This is a genomic window from Planococcus citreus (genome assembly GCF_003664125.1).
In the GTDB taxonomy this organism is placed as follows: domain Bacteria; phylum Bacillota; class Bacilli; order Bacillales_A; family Planococcaceae; genus Planococcus; species Planococcus citreus.
Map to the genome: position 1 here is coordinate 336,105 of NZ_RCCP01000002.1, position 16,473 is coordinate 352,577.

11 protein-coding genes and 1 other annotated feature are annotated in these 16,473 nt (G+C 49.7%); all 11 genes read right to left on the minus strand.

The window, feature by feature from the left end:
• Positions 1–159 precede the first annotated feature (159 nt).
• Entirely contained in the window at positions 160–2,793 is a 2,634-nt protein-coding gene (locus DFR62_RS09915) for a valine--tRNA ligase (protein ID WP_121300163.1), read from the minus strand.
• An 81-nt stretch (positions 2,794–2,874) separates the two neighbouring features.
• Positions 2,875–3,092 (minus strand) — a binding site (T-box leader).
• 21 nt (positions 3,093–3,113) lie between these two features.
• Positions 3,114–4,181, minus strand: a complete 1,068-nt coding sequence (locus DFR62_RS09920; protein ID WP_241663062.1) for an AbrB family transcriptional regulator — start codon at positions 4,179–4,181, stop codon at positions 3,114–3,116.
• 425 nt (positions 4,182–4,606) lie between these two features.
• Positions 4,607–5,893, minus strand: coding sequence for a glutamate-1-semialdehyde 2,1-aminomutase (gene hemL, locus DFR62_RS09925; RefSeq protein ID WP_121300165.1), 1,287 nt, complete (start codon positions 5,891–5,893; stop codon positions 4,607–4,609).
• A gap of 1 nt (position 5,894) precedes the next feature.
• The gene (hemB, locus tag DFR62_RS09930; RefSeq protein WP_121300167.1) at positions 5,895–6,875 is read right to left on the minus strand and encodes a porphobilinogen synthase; all 981 of its coding nucleotides are present in this window, start codon (positions 6,873–6,875) and stop codon (positions 5,895–5,897) included.
• Positions 6,872–7,576 carry a uroporphyrinogen-III synthase gene (locus tag DFR62_RS09935; protein ID WP_121300169.1) on the minus strand — a complete coding sequence of 235 codons (705 nt, stop codon included), beginning with the start codon at positions 7,574–7,576 and terminating at the stop codon, positions 6,872–6,874. Before DFR62_RS09935 ends, hemB begins: the two co-directional genes overlap by 4 nt.
• Positions 7,551–8,480, minus strand: a complete 930-nt coding sequence (gene hemC / locus DFR62_RS09940) for a hydroxymethylbilane synthase (protein ID WP_121300171.1) — start codon at positions 8,478–8,480, stop codon at positions 7,551–7,553. Before hemC ends, DFR62_RS09935 begins: the two co-directional genes overlap by 26 nt.
• A gap of 18 nt (positions 8,481–8,498) precedes the next feature.
• Positions 8,499–9,329 carry a cytochrome c biogenesis protein CcsA gene (ccsA, locus tag DFR62_RS09945; protein WP_101190150.1) on the minus strand — a complete coding sequence of 277 codons (831 nt, stop codon included), beginning with the start codon at positions 9,327–9,329 and terminating at the stop codon, positions 8,499–8,501.
• A 161-nt stretch (positions 9,330–9,490) separates the two neighbouring features.
• Complete coding sequence (hemA, locus tag DFR62_RS09950) at positions 9,491–10,873, minus strand: glutamyl-tRNA reductase (protein WP_121300173.1); 1,383 nt, start codon at positions 10,871–10,873, stop codon at positions 9,491–9,493.
• A 1,123-nt stretch (positions 10,874–11,996) separates the two neighbouring features.
• Positions 11,997–12,578 carry a ribosome biogenesis GTP-binding protein YihA/YsxC gene (gene yihA / locus DFR62_RS09955; protein WP_121300175.1) on the minus strand — a complete coding sequence of 194 codons (582 nt, stop codon included), beginning with the start codon at positions 12,576–12,578 and terminating at the stop codon, positions 11,997–11,999.
• Positions 12,575–14,902: an endopeptidase La gene (lon, locus tag DFR62_RS09960; RefSeq protein WP_121300176.1), complete on the minus strand. Its 2,328-nt coding sequence runs from the start codon at positions 14,900–14,902 to the stop codon at positions 12,575–12,577. The genes yihA and lon overlap by 4 nt, the downstream gene beginning before the upstream one ends.
• A 162-nt stretch (positions 14,903–15,064) precedes the next feature.
• Positions 15,065–16,336 carry an ATP-dependent protease ATP-binding subunit ClpX gene (clpX, locus tag DFR62_RS09965; protein ID WP_058381028.1) on the minus strand — a complete coding sequence of 424 codons (1,272 nt, stop codon included), beginning with the start codon at positions 16,334–16,336 and terminating at the stop codon, positions 15,065–15,067.
• Between the last annotated feature and the right edge of the window lie 137 nt (positions 16,337–16,473).

The following is a 16,473-nucleotide window of genomic DNA, read 5'->3' on the forward strand; positions in this document are numbered from 1 at the left end:
GCGAGACGACCGAGACCCCGCAGGCCGCAGTTGCGGCTGAGGAGGCTTGGGCGCGAGCCCACGGAAAGCGAGCGATAAGCTTCGGAAAACATGGCTTCCTATCTTTCTTGACAAGCTGAAAAAAAGCGATTCCCACTTAAAGGGAATCGCTTTTTCCTATTACAGATTCTTCAATTCTTCCATGCGTTTTTCAACCGTCGCGTGCTTCTCGAGGTAATCCGCTTCTTTCTTGCGTTCCTCTGCCACTACCGCTTCCGGTGCTTTCGACACGAAGCGTTCATTCGACAATTTACCTTGGACGAGCTTGACTTCTTTCGCCCATTTATCGAGTTCTTTTTGCAGGCGTTTCAACTCTTCTTCGATGTCGATCAAGCCTTCGAGCGGCATGAACAATTCCGCTCCGGACACGACCGCTGACATCGATTTCTCTGGTGCTTCGATGTTGTGGCCGATCGTCAACGTCTCCGGGTTGCAGAAACGTTCGATATACGCTGCGTTTTCTTCGAGCACCGATAAAGTTGTTTCGTCTTTCGCGCTGATCGTCATCGGCACTTTCTTGCTCATCGGCGTCTGGACTTCGGCACGGATTGTGCGGACCGAACGGATAACGTCCATCAATAGCTTCATGCTGTCAGCTTTCTTGTTGTCGCTAAGTTCAGCGTTCACTGTCGGCCAAGCCGCAATCGTGATCGATTCGCCTTCTGTCGGCAAGTTCTGCCAGATTTCTTCCGTGATAAACGGCATGAACGGGTGAAGCAAGCGCATCGTGTTATCGAGCACATAAGCGAGAACGGAACGCGTCATCGCTTTCGCTTGTTCATCTTCCCCGTACAATGGCAATTTCGCCATTTCGATGTACCAGTCACAGAAATCATCCCAGATGAAGTTATAAAGCAGGCGCCCGACTTCCCCGAACTCGTAGCGTTCCGCAAGGCCTGTCACTTGCTCGATCGTTTCGTTGAGGCGCGTCAAGATCCATGTGTCCGCCACGGATTTCTCGCCAGACAAATCGATATCTTTGTGCTCCATGCCTTCCATGTTCATCATCGCAAAGCGCGAGGCGTTCCATATTTTATTGGCAAAGTTCCAAACCGATTCGACTTTGTCATTCGAGTAGCGCAAGTCCTGCCCTGGAGATGATGCCGTTGCCAGGAAGTAGCGCAGGGAATCTGCGCCGTATTCTGCGATAACGTCCATCGGGTCGACGCCGTTGCCCAGTGATTTCGACATTTTGCGGCCTTCTGCATCCCGTACAAGGCCGTGGATGAGCACGTCTTTGAACGGTTTCTCGCCAGTGAATTCAAGCGCCTGGAAAATCATGCGCGATACCCAGAAATTGATGATGTCATAGCCCGTCACGAGTGCATCGGTCGGGTAGTAACGGCTCAACTCATCATTTTCTTCCGGCCAGCCGAGTGTCGAGAACGGCCATAAGGCGGATGAGAACCACGTATCCAATACGTCTTCATCTTGCGTCCAGTTTTCCGCGTCCGCCGGTGCCTCGTGGCCAACATAGATTTCGCCGGTTTCGTTATGGTACCAAGCCGGGATCTGATGGCCCCACCACAATTGACGCGAGATGCACCAATCGCGGATGTTTTCCATCCAGTGCAAATAGGTTTTTTCGAAACGGTCCGGCACGAAATTGACACCGTCATCGCTCTTCTGGCTGTCGACCGCTTTTTTGGCGAGTGGCTGCATGTCCACGAACCATTGCGTCGACAAATACGGTTCTACGACAGCACCGCTGCGCTCGGAATGCCCAACTGAATGCAAGTGTTCTTCGATTTTGAACAAAACTTCCATGTCCTGCAGATCTTTGATGATCGCTTTACGGCATTCGAAGCGGTCCATGCCTTCGTATTTGCCGGCATTTTCGTTCATCGAGCCGTCTTCGTGCATGATGAGGACGCGTTCCAAATTGTGGCGATTGCCGATCTCAAAGTCGTTCGGGTCATGCGCAGGCGTGATCTTAACCGCGCCGCTTCCGAATTCGCGATCCACGTAATCGTCGGCAACGATTTCAATTTCACGGCCGATGATTGGCAAGATGACTTTTTTGCCGATCAAATGCTGATAGCGTTCATCTCTCGGGTGAACCGCTACTGCTGTATCGCCGAGCATCGTCTCAGGGCGTGTCGTCGCGATTTCGATATGGCCAGAACCATCAGCCAGCGGATAACGCATATGATAAAACGCGCCTTGTACGTCTTTGTAGATAACTTCGATATCCGAGATCGCCGTTTTTGTTGCTGGGTCCCAGTTGATGATGTATTTACCACGGTAAATTAATTTTTTCTCGTATAATTTGACGAATACTTCACGCACCGCTTTTGACAAGCCTTCGTCCAAGGTGAATCGCTCGCGTGAATAGTCGAGGCCTAGGCCAAGTTTCGACCATTGCTGGCGGATATGGCCTGCGTATTCTTCTTTCCATTTCCACGACTCTTCAAGGAACGCTTCGCGGCCCATATCGTGGCGTGAACGGCCTTCTTCTTTCAGCTTGCCTTCGACTTTCGCCTGTGTCGCGATACCGGCATGGTCCATCCCTGGCAGCCATAAGGCGTCATAGCCCTGCATGCGCTTCATTCGTGTCATGATGTCCTGCAAGGTCGTATCCCAAGCGTGCCCCAAGTGTAGCTTGCCTGTTACGTTCGGCGGCGGGATGACGATCGTATATGGCGTTTTGCCGCTTTCCGGTTTCGCTTCGAAGAATTTATTGTCCACCCACCAGTCGTAACGCCCTTGTTCGATTGCTTGCGGTTCGTATTTCGTTGATAATTGCTTGCTCATCCAAATTCCTCCTCTTGGCCAACATTCGGCTCTGTTTACTGTCGAACTTGAAAATGAATACAAAAAAACTCCTGTCGTCTCGTAAAGGACGAAGGAGTTTTTCGCGGTACCACCTTTATACACAGGCAAAATTCGCCTGGCTCTCAAGTTCGATAACGGATTCGCATCCGGTTCCCGCTACTCATTTCACGGCAACTGCTCCGAGGTGACATTCAAATGCGGAACATGGAAGCTTCTCACCACTCGGCTTCCTCTCTGAAATGTCCCGGACACTTTACTATCCTCATCAACGCATCAATATCCTGTTAAGCTTATTGTACTCAATAGCCTGATTTAGCGTCAAGCTTTTTCACGTAGTAAGACACGAGCGGCGCCGCAACGAGCAGGATGAAGAACAGCCGGAACAGATGGAAGCTCGTCACCAGCGGCACATCCGCCCCCGCTTCAAGCGCAGTAATGGTCATCTCGGCCATGCCGCCAGGGGCTGCGCTCAAGAAAAAGTCGAGGAATAGATACTCCGGCAATAGCAGTTCCAACCCGTAGGCAAGACCCGCGGAAAATGCGATAAGCAGTACCGTATTGAGGAACACTGCCCCTGCAATCCGCCCGTCCAAGGAATCGCCGAGCTTTTCCATCGACAAGCCGAGATGCGTCCCGATCAACACTTGTGCGATGATGATGACGAGTCCCGGCAAATCGATTAAATCGCTGCCGGTCAAAGTCTGGACGACAGCCATCGCAAGAACCGGCGCCATCAATTCGCGCGCTGGAAAAGAAATGCGCTTCATGATCCAGTACAAGACGTAACCGAAGACTAGCGCGATGCCGAATGCATACGGCGAGAACCGGAAGGCCGTCTCTGTGATGTCACCGGAAGCACGCCCCGACAGGAGTCCTGCAGTGAGCGGTACGGTGAAGACGATGAGCAGGATGCGAAAAGTCTGCATGACCGACACGATCGTCACATTGGCGGATTTCACTTCTTCAGAAATGAGCACCATTTGCGACAAACCACCGGGCATCGAACCGAGCAACGCCGTCGACATCGTCACGCGCGTCATGCGCTGGAACACAAAGCCGAGCCCCAAAGAAAATACCACGACCGCGATCGTCATGATGAACATATACGGCAGATCCGCCGCCATCAACAATACCGACTCCTGCGTAAAAGCTGCGCCGATCTGGACGCCGAGCAACAAAAGCCCGAGCGTCCGGAACACTTTCGGCCAGTGGAACTTCATATTGGTCACTTGCCGCAAAATGAGAAAAGCCGCCATCGGACCCAACAGCCACGGCAGGAACAAGCCGGTCAAGCTGAACAAAAAGCCAGCGCCAAGCGCGATGGCCAAAGTTACCAGAAAACGTTTCAATGCGTTACCAACTTTCACTAATTAAAATTTCCATTAGTTTTATATTACCAGACTATTAGACAGAAAATGCACTTCTCAAAAATATTGAAGCGTATTAGATTTGAGAATATCGATTGAAGCAACTCCGAATCAGCTTTTTTATCATGGTATGTACGTAATAAAATTAAACTCTGAATAAAACAACGATATGGTTTATTTTACATACAGAGATGGAGCGGAAGGGGCCGACTCCTGGAGGAATAGCGAGACAATTGAGACCCTGCAGGAACGTAGTGACGAAGCGGCTCAATGCGAGCCCTCCGGAAAGCGTGCCCCTGAAGCGCAATCTCCAAACCCCACACTCTCTATTATTAATGCACAAGCCATGATTAAAATTTAACTCAACTACAAAAAAACGCCCCCAAAAGCCATTCATAATGGCCTTCAAGGACGATTTGTTTCATTTATCTCGCTAGTTTCGCAAACACATTATGGAATGCTTGAACTGTGCGTTCGATATGTTCAGGTGTATGGGCAGTAGATAGGAACATGCCTTCAAACTGGGATGGTGGCAAGTAAATGCCTTCTTCCGCCATCAAACGATAGTACTCCGCAAACAACTCAAGGTCGGAACTCGAAGCCGTTTCAAAGTTCGTCACTTCCTCATTCGTGAAGAAGAAGCCGATCATCGAACCAGCACGGTTGACCGTATGCGGGATATTGTATTTTTCAGCCGCTTCGCGGAAACCTTTTTCCAGCTGATCACCACGTTCGACGAATGTTTCGTAGCTTGCTTCGTTCAAACGCGACAATGTCTCAAAGCCTGCACGCATCGCGAGCGGGTTTCCGGACAGTGTGCCCGCCTGATAGATCGAGCCGCTCGGTGCGACTTGCTCCATGATTTCACGCTTGCCGCCGAATGCGCCGACAGGCAATCCGCCGCCGATGACTTTGCCAAGGCATGTCATGTCCGGCGTGACGCTGTAATGGCCTTGTGCACAATTATAGCCGACGCGGAAGCCGGTCATGACTTCATCGAAGATCAAGACGGTGCCGTTTTCATGAGTCAAGTTCCGCAGTTCTTGAAGGAACCCTTCAGCTGGCGGGACGACGCCCATATTGCCGGCAACCGGCTCGACGATCACAGCAGCCAAGTCATCGCCGAATTCCTGGAATGCTAGACGCACGCTTTCCAAATCGTTATAAGGAACCGTGATCGTGTTTTTTGCCACAGATTCAGGAACGCCTGGTGAATCCGGCAAGCCGAGTGTCGCAACGCCAGATCCTGCTTTAATCAACAAGCTATCGCCATGGCCGTGGTAGCAGCCTTCGAATTTCAAGATTTTGTTACGACCAGTATAGCCACGTGCCACGCGCAATGCGCTCATCGTCGCTTCTGTACCGGACGATACCATACGGACCATTTCAATTGACGGCACGCGCTCTTGGACGAGTTTTGCCATATCGTTTTCAAGGGTCGTTGGTGTGCCAAATGAAGTGCCAAGTGTTGCCTGTTCCTGGATGGCTTTCACCACTTCAGGATGGGCATGGCCCAGAATCAGCGGGCCCCAAGACAAGACGTAATCGATATACGTATTGCCGTCGACGTCCGTAATGGTCGCGCCGCTGCCGGATTGCATGAAAATCGGGTCCATATTGACCGATTTAAATGCTCGCACCGGGCTGTTGACGCCGCCTGGCATCAATGTTTTCGCTTCTTCGAATGCTTGTTTAGAGTTTTCGTATCCCATATTATTTCCCCTCCAGCCAGCGTACCGCGTCTTTTGCGTGGTACGACATCAGAATATCTGCGCCCGCACGTTTCATGCTGAGCAAAGTTTCAAGAACGATTTTCTCTTCATCAACCCACCCGTTTTGTGCGGCTGCTTTAACCATTGCGTATTCGCCGGACACATTGTAAGCGACGATGGGGATGTCGAAGTTATCGCGTACTTCGCGGATGATATCAAGATAAGACAATGCCGGTTTGACGATCATGAAATCTGCGCCTTCATTGACGTCAGATGACGCTTCACGAAGTGCTTCCATGCGGTTTGCCGGGTCCATTTGGTAGGTTTTGCGGTCCCCGAATTGAGGCGTAGAATGCGCCGCTTCGCGGAACGGGCCGTAGTAAGCGGAAGCATATTTCACGCCGTATGACATGATCGGAATATGGCTGAATCCGGCTTCATCAAGACCGTAGCGGATCGCTGCGACAAACCCGTCCATCATGTTCGATGGCGCGATGATGTCTGCCCCTGCTTTCGCTTGGGATACCGCTGTACGCGCCAACAAGTCGAGCGACTCGTCATTCAAGATGACGCCGTCTTCGATGACGCCACAGTGGCCATGGTCTGTGTATTGACATAGGCATGTATCGGCGATAACGACGAGTTCCGGATGGCGCTGTTTGGTAAAACGAATCGCTTCTTGAGTGATCGCGTGGTCATGATAAGCTTGCGAACCGACTGGGTCTTTATCTTTTGGAACACCGAAAAGAATGACGGACGGAATGCCGAGTTCGACCACTTCGTCCAATTCTTCGCCAAGGCGGTCAATTGAATAATGGTAGACGCCTGGCATTGAAGAAATTTCTTGTTTATAGTTTTCGCCTTCCACGACAAAAATCGGGTAGATGAAATCCTCTTTATGTACCGAGGTTTCACGGACCATTGCACGAAGATTCGCAGAACCGCGCAATCGGCGGTGGCGATCGAATTTCAAGTCTTTCATAAGTTGCAACTTCCTTTCGCTATTGTCTGGATGATTTCAAGATACGTATAGGTTTCAGGGCGGAAATGAACCTCTCCCCCCGCTTCCATGATGGCTCGTTCGGTAATATGCCCAATCGCGGCAATCTGGATGTCCTTGAAATTTCCGCCCGCATCCGTGTAAGCGGAAACTGCCGAAGGGCTGGCGAAAATAATCGTGACATCGGACATGCCCGCGAGCGCTTGTGCATTGCTGCTCTTTTTGACGGTATCGTAGACGGTCCATTCATCAATCGCAAGCGGCATCGACAAAATCGTGTCTTTGGCGAGAGCCCCCCGGACAAACAAACAGCGTTCCTTGCCGGCGATGTCCGGAAATTCCTGGACAAAGACATCGGCACTGAACGTTGATGGGATGAAATCGACCGTATAGCCGTGTTCTTCTAGCATTTCAGCGGTCTTGTCGCCGACAGCCGCTATTTTCGCGTTCGTTTCGGGATGCAGTTTGCAAAAAGCTTCTGCGCTATTGCGGCTCGTGAAAATAAGCCAGCCGTAGCGCCCGAAATCAGGCGCATCCGTTTTTCGAAGCACCGTTTCGATCAACGGAAAATATTCCACTTGCGCCCCGTTCTGCAGCGCCAGCTCTACCGCTTCTTTCGGCAGCCGGCTGCCGGTAAAAATGATGACCGGTTTTTTCTTACACATTGCTTTCGGCGATGACACGCTGGATCAAATCATATCCGCCTTGTGCACTGATTTTTTCAGCTACGATACGACCCGCTTCAATCGGGTCTTTGCCGGCCGCTGATTCTTTATACACTTGGTCGCCTTCTGGAGCTGAGATTAATCCTGTGAACGAAATTTCATCACCTGAAACCGTTGCGTATCCCGCAATCGGCACTTGGCAGCTGCCGTTCATGTCTTTCAGAAATTTACGTTCCGCCGTGACGGCAAGTTCTGTTTTTTTATCGTTCACTTTTGCGAGTTCCGCAAGAAGCTCTTCATCGTCTTCACGGCATTCGATAGCTAGTGCGCCTTGGCCGATCGCCGGCAGGCAGTCTTCTGTATCCATGAATTCAGTGACGATGTCATCGCCCCAGCCCATGCGTTTCAATCCGGCTGCTGCCAAGATGATGGCATCGAAATCCCCTGCATGGAGCTTAGCAAGGCGTGTATCGATATTTCCGCGAATCCACTGGACATCGAGGTCCGGGCGTAGTAAAAGAAGCTGCGAGCTTCGGCGTAAGCTGCTTGTGCCGACGACAGCGCCGACTGGCAGATCCATTAATTTCACATGATCATTCGCGATGAATGCATCGCGCGGGTCTTCACGGTCCGGGATACAGCCGATGACAAAACCTTCGGGAAGAACAGCCGGCATGTCTTTCATGCTGTGGACGGCAAAATCGATTTCCTTGGCATAAAGCGCCTGCTCGATTTCTTTCACGAACAGCCCTTTGCCTCCCACTTTCGACAATTGGACATCCAGGATGCGGTCGCCTTTAGTGACGATCTCCTTGATCTCGAATTCAAACGGCGCACCTGCCGCTTTCATTTTCTCGATGAATTGGTTGGTTTGCGTCAACGCAAGCTTACTTCTTCTTGACCCTACAATGATTTTTCTCAACTGAATCCTACCTTTCTATTAATACCAAAAATGAAATTCCGATAACCGGCTGCCGAAAAAGAAATTAAGCAGCAATAACAAAAATGCATACAAATGGGCCCAGGCATAATTCATGCCATTCAAGTTCCCCCGCCGGTGACGCCATAGAATGAAGCTATAGACAATCAACAGGATGAACGAACCCACGATTTTTACATCTAAAATGGAAAATTCCTCCAATGATACCACTGCCCATTGGAAGCCGAGAACGAGCGAGACAAACAGCATCGGGATCCCGACCAGGATGGAAATGGTCATGCCCTGTTCGGTCTGCCCGAGTGACGGCAAGCTGCTCCATTGCTTTGTCCATTTTTTCTGCTTCAACAGCCTGTATAACAGCAAGTGAAGCGCGGAAAAGACGAACGACAGAGAAAACGCCGCATAGGACAGAATCGCGAACGTGATGTGGATGAACAACAACTCCGACACCAAAGCTTCCCCGACCGGCGACCGTTCGATCTGGACCGGCGCAAAAGTATGGATAACCATAAAGATGAATCCGATGATATTGATTAAAAATACCGCAAAGTCGAAGCGGTAGAAAATCCGCAAGACGAGCGATAGCGTAACCAATAGCCACGCATAGAAATAAATGCCTTCAAACAAAGTCAGTACCGGGAAGCGCTGCGTCTCTATGATATAGAGCACCAGGAACACGGTCTGCAATAACCACACGGCCCCAAGAAGTGACATGGCGATCCGGATGGCTTTTTTCGTAGTATATAAATAATCGACAAAATAAAAGACAAGGCTGATAGCATATAGTATAACCATAGCTTCATGCAGCCTTGCCATTGTTATATCAGCCATCCTATTCCCCTTCGTTTCCATAATTAAAGGCGTTTCGCCTCTACATTTTAACATATAGATTCGAAAACGCCTCATTATAAGATAGCTCTATCCCGCTTTCGCGGCCCAGTTGGGTCATTTACGGCGATGGAGATGAAAATCCACGCCAATTGGAAATGCTTTTATACAGTATAGCCTGGATTTTCTTGTCCTTGCAGTGCTTCTTGCTGCTTTTCAAGGCGTGCACGCTCCGCTTTTTGGCGCGTCGCAAGCGCTTGTTTTTCACGCTGTTCTTCGACTTCATCTTCAATGCCGAAAATCTGCATGAACAATTCAAGCTGTTCGCGTGATTTCTTGGCCGTACCCATTTCCTTGGCCTGCAAAATCGGCTCTTTCAATAATTGGTTGATGATCGATTTCGTGTGCTTGTTGAGGATCTTCTTCTCACGATCCGTCAAATCCGGCATTTTGTTCTCGATGCTTTCCATCGTTTCCGCCTGGATGCCGAGCGCTTTTTCACGCAGTGCGGAAATGACCGGAACGACGCCGAGCGTGCCAAGCCAGTCATTGAACTGCTCTGCTTCTTGCTCGATCATGCCGGTGATTTGTTTCGCCGCACGTTCACGTTCAGCGAGGTTCGCTTCGACGATGCCTTGCATATCATCAATATCATATAGGAAGACGTTCTGAAGATCGCCGATGCGCGGATCCATATCGCGCGGTACCGCGATATCGACCATGAACAACGGCTTGCCTTTTCTCAGCTTCTCGACAAACTGCATCAATTCGAGGTCGATGACAAAATCAGTCGAGCCAGTAGAAGAAATCAGGATGTCCGCTTCCAGTAAGGCGCATTGCAATTGATTCAAAGGTTTCGCCGTGCCGCCGAATTTACCGGCGAGCACTTCCGCTTTCTCGAATGTGCGGTTGATGACCGTGATGCGATCCGCCCCGCTTCCTTGCAGGTTCTTGATGGCGAGTTCGCCCATTTTCCCTGCCCCGAGAATGACGACATGCTTGTTCTTCAACGAACCGAAGATTTTCTTGCCAAGCTCGACCGCTGCGTAAGAAACCGATACGGCATTCTCGCCGATCGCTGTTTCGTTATGCGCACGTTTCGCCAGCGTCACCGCTTGCTTGAACAATTGATTGAAGACAGTTCCCGTCGTGCCGATTTCCTGGCCTGCGAGGAAACTCGATTTCACTTGGCCGAGAATCTGCGTTTCACCAAGGACCATCGAATCGATTCCGGCAGTGACACGGAACAAATGATCAATTGCTTCGTCCTGTTCATGAAGGAATAAATACTGGGAGAACTGCTCCATCGGAATGTCGAAATAGGAAGCCAAAAATTGCTTCACGTAAAAACGGCCGGTATGCAGTTGGTCCACGACGGCATAGATCTCCGTCCGGTTGCATGTCGATACGATGACGTTCTCCAATATGCTTTTTTGTTGTTGCAGGGCTTGCATCGCTTGCGGAAGCTCGCTTTCGATGAACGACAGCTTCTCACGGATCGATACAGGCGCTGAACGGTAGTTGACCCCGACTACGAGTGTATGCATGGGCTTAAAACACCTTTCGCGTTCAATATTTCATTTCCCTAAGTATACCACTTTTCCATCAGATTATGCCTGCGATTTTGTGAACAAGGCATGAACCTGCTTGAACTTTGCTTTATCGTACAAGGGTTTCCGCTGTGGAAACTCCACTTTATAATCATTCTAAACTTAACCTAATTACAATTCTAGCAAAGCGATTATGGTGTCACAAGTATAACGCTTGTAGTCGGAATTAACTGTGAACTTATGCACAATGAATGGTGATTTTCATGGTGTTGAATCGGGAAAAAGTTATGTGAGTTACAGAATTTGAATAGGAAATGTATGCGGTGGAGATTTCGCTTCAAGGGGACGCTTTCTGAGGGGGCCGGCTTCAGCCGCTTCCCTCGCTAGCGCTCAGTCCAGGGTCTTCAGCTCGTCCTGATCCCTCCAGAGTCGCCCCTTTGCGCTTCATCTCTAGTTTTAGATAGGAAATATAATTCGTCATACACTGAAGCAAGCGTGAAAAACTTTAATCGTCTCCATAAATTCAAATTGAACAGCGCACGGAACTTCTCTGCAATATCAAGTTTAGCTAAGCGTCGCCAAGAGCGGATAAAAACAATTAACAGTGACACTTCTTCGCATCCAACATCCAATGAAATCTAAAAGCCGAACCGCGCATACGGGCGAGCCGGAGCGATAAGACAAGTGTTCTTCTTGGCTTATTGCAGGAGGCCAGCCCCAAGCGGGAGGCGACTACTCAGAGATGCAGGCAATAATGAACAATTCATGTCACTATCAATTTCAGCTAAGCATCCTCAACAGCGGATGAAGTCAATCAACAGTGATACATCCTCGCACACAATATCCAGTGAAATTTAAGAGCCGAACCGCGTACAAGGGCGAGCCGGAGCAATAAGACAAGTGTTCTTCTTGGCTTATTGAGGGAGGCATGCCCAAAGTGGGAGGCGACTACTTTATGAAGAAATAACCGACGAGCCATTCATCTCGCTTACTTGTATAATTATCTGGTTCATATATTTCAGCTGATCACTATTTACAAAACAAAAAACAGGACCCGGAAAATCAATAATTTTCCGGGTCCTGTTTAATTGAAAGCCAGTCAGGCGAATTGCCTGTTTGCTTACATGCGTTTTTCGATTTCCTGCCAGGCGGCTTCTTGGCCGAGCCCAGTTTCGGAAGAAAAGACGATTAATGGATCGCCTTTCTCCATATCAAGTCCTTCACGGACGATTTTCTTATGCTTGTCCCATTTGCCTTTCGGGATCTTGTCGGCTTTCGTCGCGATGATGATACACGGGATACCGTAATGTTTCATGAAATCATACATCATCTGGTCATCTTTGCTCGGCGGATGACGAAGGTCGACGATTTGGACCACTGCACGCAATTGCTCGCGGCTTGTAATATACGTCTCGATCATCTTGCCCCATGCTTCACGTTCGCTTTTGGATACTTTTGCATACCCGTATCCCGGAACGTCGACAAAAAACAAGTCTTCTTCAATCTTGTAAAAGTTCAAAGTTTGCGTTTTGCCGGGCTTGGACGAAATACGCGCCATGCTTTTGCGGCCGATCAGTTTATTAATAAAAGACGATTTCCCGACATTCGAGCGTCCGGCGAGTGCAAACTCGGGAAGCTCGGTTTCGGGGTATTGCGCTGGACGAACCGCGCTAATCACTAGTTCTACGTTATGGACCTTCATTCTTTTACTCCTTCCAGCGCAATTTCGAGCGCTTGTTCCGCTTGACTGACGAGGTGGAATTCCAATTCTTCACGGATCGTTTCCGGAATATCGTCAAGGTCGCGTTCATTTTCCGCAGGGACGATGATCGTCTTCAATCCTGCACGGTGGGCGCTCAAAGTTTTTTCTTTCAGCCCGCCAATCGGCAAGACGCGTCCGCGAAGGGTGATTTCCCCTGTCATGCCGACGTCGCGGCGCACGGGGCGCTTCGTGAGTGCGGAAACAAGCGCTGTCGCAATTGTCACACCGGCGGATGGGCCGTCTTTTGGAACGGCTCCTTCCGGCACGTGGATATGAATGTCATGAGCTTCTTGGAAATTCGGGTCGATGCCAAGCGATTCCGCCTGTGCCCGGACAAACGATAACGCCGTCTGTGCCGACTCTTTCATGACGTCGCCTAATTTACCGGTCAATTGCAGCTTGCCTTTGCCTGCAGATAGCGACACTTCGATCTGTAAAGTGTCTCCGCCAACAGCAGTATAAGCGAGGCCAGTCGCAACGCCCACTTGGTTTTCACTTTCAGCCACGCCATAGCGGAATTTCTTCTTGCCAAGATAGCTCTCGACTTCTTCCGCGCCGACTGTCACCTGTTCTTTTTCTTTTGAAACGATTTGCTTGGTTACTTTCCGGCAGACAGAAGCGATTTGGCGTTCCAGACCGCGCACGCCGGCTTCCCGCGTGTAATAGCGGATCATGGAAACGAATGCGTCTTCTTGGAAATCCAATTGCTCCGGCGTCAAGCCGTGCTCTTTCAATTGTTTCGGCGCCAAATGGTTTTTGGCGATCAATTTCTTCTCAAGTTCTGTATAGCCTGCAATCGAAATGACTTCCATGCGGTCGCGCAGCGGCCCTGGAATCGATCCGAGGTCATTGGCAGTCGCGATGAACAGCACATTCGATAGATCATAGCTTTCTTCGATGTAATGGTCGCTGAAGGAATTGTTTTGTTCAGGGTCCAATACTTCAAGCATCGCTGACGACGGGTCGCCGCGGAAGTCGTTGGACATTTTATCGATTTCATCAAGCAGGAATACCGGATTGACAGTGCCTGCTTTTTTCATTCCTTGAATGATGCGCCCAGGCATTGCGCCGACATACGTGCGGCGGTGGCCGCGGATCTCGGACTCATCGCGCACGCCGCCGAGCGAGATGCGGACAAAATTGCGGTCAAGCGAATCGGCGATCGAACGGGCAAGAGATGTCTTCCCGACGCCCGGAGGCCCGACAAGGCAAAGAATCGGCCCGCGCAGCGACTTGGTCATCTGCTGGACAGCCAAATATTCAAGCACGCGTTCTTTTACCGTTTCAAGGCCGTCGTGGTCGCGGTTCAACACTTCTTCCGCGTAATTGATATCGAGGCGGTCTTCAGTCGTTTCAGACCAAGGAATCGTCACAAGCCATTCGATGTAATTGCGGATGATGCCGCTTTCCGCCGCAGCTGAAGGCAATTTCTCATAACGGTCCAACTCTTTCAACGCCGTCTTCTCGGTCGATTCCGGCATGCCGGCTTCTTCGATGCGTTTTTTCAAGTCGGCCACTTCTGCGCCTTTGCCGTCCTTGTCACCAAGTTCGGTTTGGATCGCTTTCATCTGTTCGCGAAGATAAAACTCTTTTTGCGTTTGCTCCATCGCTTTTTTCACACGGTCGTTGATGCGTTTTTCGATATCGGCCACTTCCTGCTCGTTATGCAGGCGGCTGATCAAGAGTTCAAGGCGTTTCGTGATATCGAAAGTTTCAAGCACTTCCTGCTTCCCTTGCAATTTCAGCGATAGATGGGAAGCAATCATGTCCGCCAAACGGCCAGGTTCTTCGATATCTGCCACTGTATTGAAAGTTTCGGTCGTCACTTTTTTCGAGCCTTTGCCGAAGATTTCAAATTGCTCCAGCAAAATGCGCATCAACGCATCTTGCTCTGCATCGCGTTCCGGTTCATCCGGGAATGACGTCACTTCCACTTGCGTGAATTTCTCGCCGTCCTCGTATTGGTTCCACTGGCCGCGTTCAAGGCCTTCCACCAACACGCGGATCGTGCCATTCGGCAATTTCAGCATTTGTTTTACATAAGCCAATGTGCCGATTTTATGCAAATCGTCTTTATCTGGCTGTTCTACTGCCATATCTTTCTGGGTCGCCAAAAAGACGATCTGGTCATCCATCATCGCTTGCTCAAGCGCTGCTACTGAACGCTCCCGGCCGACATCAATATGCAAGACCATCGACGGGAAGACGAGCAGTCCGCGAAGCGGCAAGAGCGGGACTTGTTTTGTCACTTTTTTCTTCGCCATAACTAAGTGCACCTCCGTCATTTCTCTTTCTCTCTGTCAGTCTGCTCCAATTATCTCGAAGACTGTTGTTTTTTCGTGGAAAAAGGGCTGACCCCCATACGCGCGGATGTGCACGATTCAGAGTCAGCCCGTATCATCCTATTCTTGTGCATCAGCCAAACTTTAAGCGGATGTTTTTTCGTTATTACCGTTATCGAACTCAGTGCCGTCTTCCAGCATCAATTTCGGCTGGGAATTCTCGGTCACTGTTTCTTTTGTGATGATGCATTCGACGATATCTTCGCGGGATGGCAAATCATACATCACATCAAGCATGATGTTCTCGATGATTGAGCGCAATCCGCGTGCGCCTGTTTTCCGCTCGATTGCGAGGCGTGAAATTTCGATCAGCGCGTCGTGTTCGAATGTCAATGTGACGCCATCAAGCTCCATCATCTTCTGGTATTGCTTGATAAGTGCGTTTTTCGGCTCTGTCAGAATCTGCACAAGTGCATTTTCGTCCAATTGCTCAAGGCTTGCGAGCACTGGCAGACGGCCGATAAATTCAGGGATCAAGCCGAATTTCAACAAGTCCTCTGGAATTAATTGGCTAAGAAGGGATTTTTCGTCCATTTCTTCTTTGTTCGGATCTGCACCGAAGCCGATGATTTTATTTCCGAGACGGCGTTTGATGATTTGGTCAACGCCGTCAAACGCGCCGCCTACGATGAACAAGACGTTCGTCGTATCGATTTGGATGAATTCCTGATGAGGATGCTTGCGCCCGCCTTGTGGGGGAACGCTCGCTGTCGTGCCTTCCAGGATTTTCAATAAAGCTTGTTGTACGCCTTCACCGGAAACGTCGCGTGTAATCGACGGGTTCTCGGATTTGCGCGCCACTTTATCGATTTCATCGATATAAATGATACCTTTTTCTGCACGGTCCACATCGTAGTCTGCCGCTTGGATCAATTTGAGCAAGATGTTCTCGACATCTTCCCCGACATACCCAGCTTCAGTAAGCGATGTTGCATCCGCAATTGCAAACGGCACATTCAGGATGCGCGCGAGTGTTTGCGCAAGCAAAGTTTTCCCGCTCCCTGTTGGCCCGATCAAGACGATATTCGATTTCGAAAGTTCGACATCGTCGATCTTGCTTTGGGAATTGACGCGTTTGTAATGGTTGTAAACCGCTACTGCCAAGGATTTTTTCGCCTTGTCTTGGCCAATTACATAACCGCCAAGGATATCCATGATTTCTTTCGGTTTTGGTACTTCCTTGAACTCAGTTTCTTCTTCTGTTCCGAGTTCCTCTTCTACGATTTCCGTGCAAAGCTCGATGCACTCGTCGCAAATATATACACCTGGCCCTGCGACCAGTTTACGAACTTGTTCCTGCGGCTTACCGCAAAACGAACATTTCAAATGCTCTTTTTCATCATTGAATTTGAACAATTTAGTCACCCCTATTCAAGCCATTATGTTACAAGATTATTTTGATTGTATCAACTAATTAGAACTATGCCAAAGAAACAGCCTTTATATGTAGGAACTTGAATTTGTTTGCCATTATGTATAGAAAACAAGGTGCG

Bases quoted from the DNA above. Each gene is read 5' to 3' on its own strand.
- lon (WP_121300176.1), bottom strand. From the start codon at position 14,902: ATGGCGAAGAAAAAAGTGACAAAACAAGTCCCGCTCTTGCCGCTTCGC.
- yihA (WP_121300175.1), bottom strand. From the start codon at position 12,578: ATGAAGGTCCATAACGTAGAACTAGTGATTAGCGCGGTTCGTCCAGCG.
- hemA (WP_121300173.1), bottom strand. From the start codon at position 10,873: ATGCATACACTCGTAGTCGGGGTCAACTACCGTTCAGCGCCTGTATCG.
- DFR62_RS09915 (WP_121300163.1), bottom strand. From the start codon at position 2,793: ATGAGCAAGCAATTATCAACGAAATACGAACCGCAAGCAATCGAACAA.
- ccsA (WP_101190150.1), bottom strand. From the start codon at position 9,329: ATGGCTGATATAACAATGGCAAGGCTGCATGAAGCTATGGTTATACTA.
- hemB (WP_121300167.1), bottom strand. From the start codon at position 6,875: ATGAAAGACTTGAAATTCGATCGCCACCGCCGATTGCGCGGTTCTGCG.
- hemL (WP_121300165.1), bottom strand. From the start codon at position 5,893: ATGGGATACGAAAACTCTAAACAAGCATTCGAAGAAGCGAAAACATTG.